Source organism: Pseudomonas sp. CF161 (genome assembly GCF_000416215.1).
GTDB lineage: Bacteria > Pseudomonadota > Gammaproteobacteria > Pseudomonadales > Pseudomonadaceae > Aquipseudomonas.
The window spans coordinates 1-8,158 of record NZ_ATLP01000065.1 but is presented as its reverse complement, the minus strand read 5'-3'; the positions used below and the strand labels follow the sequence as shown (position 1 = coordinate 8,158).

Sequence of the window (8,158 nt, the reverse complement as noted above, 5' to 3'; positions counted from 1 at the left end):
CCCCACCACCTGCTGCTGCGCCCCCAACTGCGGACATCGCACCTCAAACCCCTCCCCACCCAGGTAATAGGTCAACCCCCGCTTGACCCCCAACTCAAGCTGGTACTCCAACCCCAACCCATCAAGAAACCCCACACACAACTCCCGGCTGCGCTGCAACGCACGCTGCGGATCCGGCCCCAGAATCTCCAGCCCCAACTGGGTGAACTCGCGATAACGACCCGCCTGCGGCCGCTCATAGCGATAACAACGCGCCACATAGAAAAACGCCGCCTCTTCCCGCCCTGCCAGCAAGCTGCCAGCGGTTTCCTGGAACAGCGCGGTGGCTTCCGGAATCAGGCAACAGGCCCGTCCGGCCTTGTCGTTGAAGGCCCACATCTGGCCGATCACTTCACTGCCACCGGCTTTCTCGATAAAGGTGTCCTGGCCCCAGAGCGCCGGGACTATGACTTCTTCAGCACCCGCTGCGATGAAGCCAGCTCCGGAAGCGTCCTTCCAGAGTGCGCAGGGCGGCGGCTTGTTGGCCGGTGATCATTCGGGTTCCACGGAGCATCGTCATTGGTGTTTCCTCGTTCTGGCTGTTTGCCAGGCAATAAAAAAGGCGCCTTGTGGGCGCCTTGGTTTTTTCATCGTCGGTCAGTGAGTCGTTGCAGCCACTGACGGTTCGATGCGCATAAGCGACCACGGCCCCCGGGAATGAGGTCCGTGATGATGGATGCGGGAATTCAGGTCAGAAAAAATCATCGCGCATCCTTGCACGGCGCGCGGGGTGCTGACAAGCGCTTCTCAACCCCGCTTCAGGCAGCGCTGATAGCGTTCATCGACCCGCTTGGCGAACCAGGCGGTGGTCAGTTTGCGGGTGATTTTCGGGCTCTTGAGCTCGATCCCCGGCAGCAGTTGGCGCGGCACTGGCTGGCCGGCGGCCTGGTCGGCCAGGGCAAATACGCGCTGGTAGAGCCGGGTCTTTTCAAAGTCCAGGCTGTCGCCCTGCTCCAGCTGATCGCGAATGCTCGGGTTGCGCATGTCCAGCTGCTTGCCCAGGGCGCGCACCGCCAGCTCGGTGGTGCCGGGCATGATCGAGTCATAGCGGATCAGGTCGCCGTCCAGGGCCAGGGCAATCCCCGACGCCCGGCTCACGGCGTTCTGGAAAGCGGCGTTGCGGCTGGCGTACCAGCCGGCGTTGAAGTCGGCAAAGCGGTACAGCGGCTGCGGGTAGTTGACCGGGTACCCCAGCAGGTGGGCAATGCCGAAGTACATCCCGCCACGCCGGCTGAAGACCTCCTGGCGAATCGATCCGTCGACCCTATAGGGGTAGTCCCGCGCCTGCTTCTCGGCAAAGGCGATGCTGACCTGCATCGGCCCGCCGGTGTGCACCGGGTTGAAGGTGCCGAACAGGGTCTTGCCCAGGGGCACCATGCCGATGAAGTCGTCGAAGATCGCGCTCAACTGCTTCTCGGTGCGGGCACTGGCCAGGCGCTCGCTGTAGCTCTTGCCAGTGGCTGAGCGCACTTGCAGCGCGGCACTCACCAGCAGCGCCGGCACGTGCACGGTGGCCGCTCGGCGGTCGATTTCCTGGCGCGCGATCTTGCCCAGCCCCGGCACCGCAGGGTCGACCTGGAAGGTGGACTCCTGCTCGGTGACCGCCAGCACCGCACACAGGTTCTGGGTGCTGGGCTCAATGCCCTGGGCGGTGAAGGCCACCTGGATATCCCGGGCCCAGCCGACACGGTCGGCGGTCTGGGCCGGCAGCAAGCGCTCGACCCGGGCCTGGACCTGGGCGGGAGACAAGGGCGCCACCTGGGGCGCGCTGCCCGAACCGGCGCAACCGGCCAGGACCAGCAGCGCGCCGAGCAGCGCAAGGGGACGATAAACGTGCATAAGGCTCCTAACCAGGCAGTGCCCGAGACAGGCAGGCAAGGATATCGACTGCCCGCGCGCCCGGTGGTTCGCCAGCAGCGCCCGAAAGCCGGCGCGCAACCTCGGTCGCCCTGGCCGATTTGCGATTATAGTGGCCCCCGCCCCTGCGACATTCGCCTCGCAGATTCCTGACTCCCGGCGGACCCCACCATGTTCACCCGCGAAGATTTCCAGCAACTGGCCCGGGCCTCCCTGGCCGACCCCAGGTTCATGGCGGGCTACCGTGGCCTGCATTACAGCACCTACCCGCAATACGCGTTCCAGGTGCCGGACAGCGAGCAGACCCTGCGCATCACCCGCGCGCCCAAGGCCGCCGCCGACAATGGCCTGGGGTTCTGGTTGGCCGCCGAGAGCGTGGATTTCACGCCCCAGCGCGAGCGCTATTTTGCGCCCTACCTGGCCGATGCCGCCTTCGAACCCTTGTCCGAACCGGCCCTGCTCAAGCAGATTGCCGACTGTTGCGCCGAGCTGATCCAACCGCCGCCGCTGCCCCTGATCAGCGACCAAACCTTCCAGGGCGCGTTGCTGATGTATTCCCTGGACACCGACCTGCTGGTGTCGCTGTTTGCCGAATACAGCCACGAGTACCTGCATTTTTATTGGACCAGCACCGCGTAAAACCCCATGGCGGACTATTGTGTGTAGGTCGCGCACTGTGTAGGTTTTGCCCACCCCGCTCGACCTTTCCGACATGGAGTTGTGTGCAATGTTGACCCTGGATTTTTTCATCACCTCGCTGATTGTGGTGCTGATCCCCGGCAGTGGCGTGATCCTGACCATCTCCACCGCCCTGGTGGCCGGCAAGCGCGCCAGCCTGTACACCGCCCTGGGCTGCACCGCCGGGATCGTCCCGCACCTGCTGGCCTCGGTGCTCGGCCTCTCGGCCATCCTGCACACCAGCGCCCTGGCCTTTCAGGGCCTGAAGTTCGCCGGCGTCGCCTACCTGCTGTACCTGGCTTATGCCACCTGGCGTGATCGCTCGGCCTTCGCCGTCGACAGCTCGCTGCCTGCCAGCAGCGCCGGCGGCCTGATCCTCAAGGCCTGCCTGCTGAATATTCTCAACCCCAAGCTGACGATTTTCTTCCTGGCCTTCCTGCCGCAGTTCATCAGCCACGATGGCGCCGCCCCGGCCATGCAGATGCTGACCTTGAGCGGCGTGTTCATGGCCATGACCTTTGCCGTGTTCGTGCTCTACGGCGTGCTGGCCAACCTGTTCCGCACGGCGGTGATCGAGTCGCCCAAGGTGCAGAACTGGCTGCGCCGCAGCTTTGCCGCCAGCTTTGCCGGGCTGGGGCTGAACCTGGCGTTCAGCCAGCGCTGAAACCCGCGGCCCGGGGCCGCACCACCGGCATGCATTGATCCCTGACCGAGGACAAGGCCATGAACCGCAGCGACGTACTGATCATTGGCGCCGGCCCCACCGGCCTGGTACTGGCGCTGTGGCTCGCGCGGCAGGGAATCAAGGTGCGGATCCTCGACCAGACCCACGGCCCCGGCACCACGTCCCGGGCGCTGGCGGTGCAGGCCCGGACCCTGGAGCTGTACCGCCAGCTCGACCTGACCCAGACCATCCTCGACCAGGGCCACCAGGTGCCGGCGGTCAATCTCTGGGTCCGTGGCGAAGCCACTGCCCAACTGCCGCTGGGGGCCATCGGCGCCGACCTGACGCCCTACCCCTTCCTGCAAATCTTCCCCCAGGACCTGCACGAACAGCTGCTGATCGAGCGCCTGGCGAAGCTGGGCGTCAGCGTGGAACGCAACACCCAATTGCTGGCCTTTGACGACCACGGCCACCTGCTCAGCGCTCGCCTGCGCGGTGCCGACGGCGCCGAAGAAACCTGCCAGGCCTATTACCTGGCCGGCTGCGACGGCGCCCACTCCACGGTGCGCAAAACCCTGGGCACGGGCTTCCCCGGCGGCACCTATGAACAAGTGTTCTACGTGGCCGACGTCGAAGCCAGCGGCCCGGCGCTGGATGGCCAACTGCATATTGACCTCGACGAAGCGGACTTTCTCGCCGTGTTCCCCCTGGCCGACCCGGGCCACGCCCGGCTGATCGGCACCGTGCGCGACGCCCGCGCGCAGCACCCGCAGGCCCTGAAGTTCGAAGACGTCAGCCAGCGCGCCCTGCACCACCTCAAGGTCGAGGTGGCCCAGGTCAACTGGTTTTCCGCTTACCGGGTGCACCACCGGGTGGCCGAACAATTTCGTCGCGGCCGGGTGTTTCTGCTCGGCGACGCGGCCCATGTGCACAGCCCGGCCGGGGGCCAGGGCATGAACACCGGGATCGGAGACGCCATCAACCTGGCCTGGAAGCTGGCCGCGGTGTTGACCGGCAAGGCCACGCAAAGCCTGCTGGACACCTATGAAATCGAACGCATCGAGTTTGCCCGGCGCCTGGTGGCAACCACCGACCGGGTGTTCAGCTTCGCCACCGCCGACGGGCCGATTGCCAACCTGCTGCGCACGCGCCTGGCGCCGCTGCTGATCCCCCGGGTCGCGGCCCTGGCGTCGGCCCGCGAGCTGTTGTTTCGCACCGTGTCGCAGATCACCCTCAACTACCGAGGCATGCCCCTGAGCGTCGGCAGCAGCGGCCATGTGCATGGCGGTGATCGCCTGCCCTGGGCCCATGACGCCGACAGCGACAACTTCGCCAGCCTGGCGCTGATTGGCTGGCAAGTGCATGTGTATGGCGACACCAGCGATGAGTTGCAGGCCTGGTGCCGGGCCCATCAACTGCCCTTGCAGCAGTTTCCCTGGCACCCGGCCCACGCCACCGCGGGCCTGGTGCGCAACGGTTTTTACCTGTTGCGCCCGGACACCTACGTGGCGCTGGTCGAACGTTCGGCAGACCCCAAGGTGCTGGAGCGTTACTTTGCCGAACGCGACCTCACGCCCTGGAGCAACGGCCTACCCACCCCTTAGAAGCTGGCCTTGACCGACAACATGAAGTTGCGCGGATCGCCATAGAAGTTGCCGAAGCCTTCGGTGCCGACGGTCCGGTAGTAGCGCTTGTCGAACAGGTTGTTGCCGTTCAGGGCCAGGGACCAGGTGTCATCGATGCGGTAACCGATGCGCCCGTTCCAAATCGCATAACCGGCCTGACTGAGGTTTTTGCCGCTGATGGGCGAGGTGCGGTAGTTGTCGCTTTGCGCATTGACCCCGGCGCCAATCGAGAACTTGTCCAGCGCCCCATCCAGGGCATAGTCGCCCCACACCCGCAGCAGGTGGCGCGGCACATAGGAGTTGCCCACCGAACCGTTCTTGCTGGTATCGGCGTCTTCCAGGGTCTTGGTCTGGGTGTAGGTGTAGCCGGCCAGCAGTTGCAGGCGCTCGATCACTTCACCACTGACTTCAGCCTCGAAGCCCTGGGCCCGGACCTTGCCCGAGTTCAGCGAGCAGCTGCTGTCCGGGCACTCCGGGTCGTCTTGCACGGCATCTTCCTGCAGGGTGCGGAACAGGTTGAACGCGCTGTTCAGGCGCCCGCCGAACCACTCGCCCTTGATCCCCACTTCGTAGTTCTTGCCGATCAGCGGCTTGAGCGACGAGCCGTCGAGGGTGCGATAGCTGCCCTGGGGCGTGAAGATATCCGAATAGCTGGCGTAGGCGGTCAGGTTGTCGTTGAGGTCATACAGCACCGCAGCAAAGGGCGTGACCTGGCCAGTTTCCTTGGACTTGGAGTTGATCGGCGTGCGCGTGTCCATCCAGTAGCTGAGGGAATCGTTCTCCGAGCTGTACCAGCTGACGCGACTGCCGACCACCAGGGTCAGGGGGTCGGCCAGCTTCAGGCGCAAGGTCGAATAGGCGCCGTATTGCTGGATATGGATATCCACCGGGCCGCCCCGTGTGGAGTGGGTGTCGTAGTAGCTGTCGTCGGGCTCGGGGATGTTTTTATTCGGGTTGAACACGTTCTGGCGCTGGGGCAATGCCGCCACCGCGTAGAAATCGTCCTTGCGCGAACGACTGGCATTGGTCCCGACAATCAGTTCGTGCTCCTGGCCAAAGGCCTGGAATTTGCCATCGACGTAGGCATCGAAGCCGTAGTCGACCTGATCGTAGTCATAGATGCTGCCCAGCATCAGGGTGTTGCTGCTGGTGCTGCCCACCGGCACCGCGCCACTCGGGAAGGCGTACGCGATGTCCTGGGTGTTCTTGCTGTAGACCCCCGCCACCTTGAGCGCCCAGTTGTCATCGAACTGGTGCTTGAGGTCGCCGAAGTAGGTGATTTTCTTGCTGCGCGAGTTGTTCCAGGCGGTGTTGAGGCAGGTGGAACGGCTGAGCTTCAGATAGCTGCCGTCGCTGTAGCGTGGCAGGCCGCCCCAGCAGGGGGTGGAATCCACATCTTCATACGCCAGGCCCAGGCCCAGGGTGGTGTCGGGGCTGAGGTCGAAATCCAGGGCGCCGTAGTACACCTGATCGCGGCGCTCGGCATTGTCGTAGAAATACTGCCGGCTCTGCTGGGCCACCACGGCCCGGCCACGAATAGTGCCGGAGTCATTCAACGGGCCGCCCGTATCGACCTGGCCCCGGTAGTTGTCCCAGGAGCCGGCCGACATCGTCAACTCGGTCTGGGGCGTGGCCTGGCCGCGCTTGCGCACAAAGTTCACCGAACCTGCGGTGCCACCCGCGCCCTTGAGCATCCCGGCGGCGCCGCGCAACACTTCGACCCGGTCATAAAAAGCCATGTCGCTGTTGAAGCTGTCGGCCTGCACGTAGCTGCTGCCCATGTCCAGCGGCACGCCGTCGAACTGGTACTGGCCGGTCATGCGAAAGCCCCGGGAGTAGAAGTATCTGCCGCCCATGGGCGAGTCGTAGAGGGTGATGCCGGGGGTCTTTTCCATCACCTGGTCGATGGTGTCGAGGTGCTGGTCATCCATCATCTTGCGCGTGATGACCGTCACCGACTGCGGGGTTTCCTTCAGCGAATGGGCGCCCTTGCTGATGGTCACCGCGCCGGTGGTGTAGGAACCCGAGCCTTCGGTGGTGGCGCTCAGGGCCTGGGCCTGGACGCTGGTCACCCCCAATTCAAGGGCCGAGCCGGCATTGGGCGCGGCGCGCAGCACGTAGCTGCCATTGCTCTGGGGTTCGGCTTGCAGGCCGCTGCCGGAGAGGATCCGGGCAAAGCCTTCATCGACCCCGTAATCGCCCTTGAGCCCCGCCGAACGCCGCCCTTCGGTCTGCCGCGCATCGAAGGAAATCGCCGCCCCGGCGGCACTGGCAAAACGGCTCAGGACCTCGGTCAGGTTGCCCGCGGCAATATCGAAACTGCGCACCGCGCCCTGCTCGACGGGGGTTTCGGCCATGGCCAGCGGCAGCGTGAGCGCCGAGTACAACGCGACCATTCCCCACAACCCTGCCTTCACCGCAATCGACAGCCCCGCCGGCTTCGGCTTGTGAACTTCAGACATGCTTTCCCTTCCCCAATGACAAAAATGAATCCACTGGGGGATAAGCCGAACCAGGGGCAAAAAAACTGCAAAGGCTAATGAGAATTTTTCAAAAAAACTGCTCAGGCCCCGGAAACCGTGACCCAGTAAGGCGTGTAGCGATTGATCGTGAGGGAGAAACCGCTCTGCAACGCCGCCAGCGCCAGGTCGGTGTTGTCGATGGGAAAGGCCCCGGAGATTTTCAGATCGGCGATGCGCGCGTCGCAGCGCACGACCCCGCGCCGGTAGCGCGACAGGTCGGCCAGCAACTCGCCCAACGGCCGATTGATGGCAATGATGCTGCCCTGGCGCCAGGCGCCCAGGGTGACGTCATTGAGCGCCACAGCGCCCAGGCCCTGGGCGTTCAACTGCAAGTGCCGGCCGGCGTCCAGGCGCAGGGGCGCACCGGCGCCGCTCGGGCTGACCTGCAATGCCTGGTCCATGGCCGCCACCTGGTCACCCTCGGTCGAGGAGCGCACCAGAAACCGCGCGCCCGAGGCCAGGACCTGGCCGTAGCGGGTGTCGACCCGGAACGGGCGCTGCAAGGGATCGACCACGCTGTTGACCAGGATCTCGCCCCAGAGCAATTCCAGCACCCGCTGCTGGCCGTCGTAACGCACATTGACCGAGGTGTCGGTGTTGAGCAGCAGCGAACTGCCGTCCGCCAGGCGCACTTCGCGGCGTTCACCGACCTGGGTGCGGTAGTCGGCCAGCAGGTTCTGCGCGGTCTCGCTGCGCCAGCCGAGGGCACCCAGGGAACCGGCGGCGGCCACCAGCACCAGCCCGCGCAGGACCTCGCGCCGCGAATGGCTGGC

At 65.1% G+C, this 8,158-nt stretch carries 7 protein-coding genes; 3 read left to right on the top strand and 4 right to left on the bottom strand.

Features of this window, described 5'->3' with window-relative positions; all coding sequences use genetic code 11:
- Both CF161_RS12240 and CF161_RS12235 read right to left on the bottom strand, forming a co-directional pair.
- On the bottom strand, positions 1–471 hold a 471-nt coding region (locus CF161_RS12240; protein ID WP_043229276.1), incomplete at its 3' end, for an ATP phosphoribosyltransferase regulatory subunit.
- Positions 472–786: 315 nt separating this feature from the next.
- Positions 787–1,878 (bottom strand): DUF1615 domain-containing protein, encoded by a 1,092-nt coding sequence (locus tag CF161_RS12235; protein ID WP_020296885.1) that lies wholly within the window; start codon positions 1,876–1,878, stop codon positions 787–789.
- Positions 1,879–2,067: 189 nt separating this feature from the next.
- On the opposite strand from CF161_RS12235, the gene CF161_RS12230 reads away from it, so the two are divergent.
- From CF161_RS12230 to CF161_RS12220, 3 genes are all read left to right on the top strand, one after another.
- Positions 2,068–2,535, top strand: coding sequence for a hypothetical protein (locus CF161_RS12230; RefSeq protein WP_020296884.1), 468 nt, complete (start codon positions 2,068–2,070; stop codon positions 2,533–2,535).
- 88 nt (positions 2,536–2,623) lie between these two features.
- On the top strand, positions 2,624–3,238 hold the full coding sequence (locus tag CF161_RS12225; RefSeq protein ID WP_020296883.1) for a LysE family translocator: 615 nt from the start codon (positions 2,624–2,626) through the stop codon (positions 3,236–3,238).
- Between the two features lie 59 nt (positions 3,239–3,297).
- Entirely contained in the window at positions 3,298–4,842 is a 1,545-nt protein-coding gene (locus CF161_RS12220) for an FAD-dependent oxidoreductase (protein WP_020296882.1), read from the top strand.
- Here CF161_RS12220 and CF161_RS12215 read toward each other — a convergent pair.
- Together CF161_RS12215 and CF161_RS12210 are read right to left on the bottom strand one after the other, a co-directional pair.
- Positions 4,839–7,325: a TonB-dependent receptor gene (locus tag CF161_RS12215; RefSeq protein ID WP_043229273.1), complete on the bottom strand. Its 2,487-nt coding sequence runs from the start codon at positions 7,323–7,325 to the stop codon at positions 4,839–4,841. The two genes, CF161_RS12220 and CF161_RS12215, sit on opposite strands and share 4 nt — an antisense overlap.
- Positions 7,326–7,426: 101 nt before the next feature.
- The coding region (locus CF161_RS12210) for a FecR domain-containing protein (RefSeq protein WP_020296880.1) at positions 7,427–8,158 on the bottom strand (732 nt) is incomplete at its 5' end.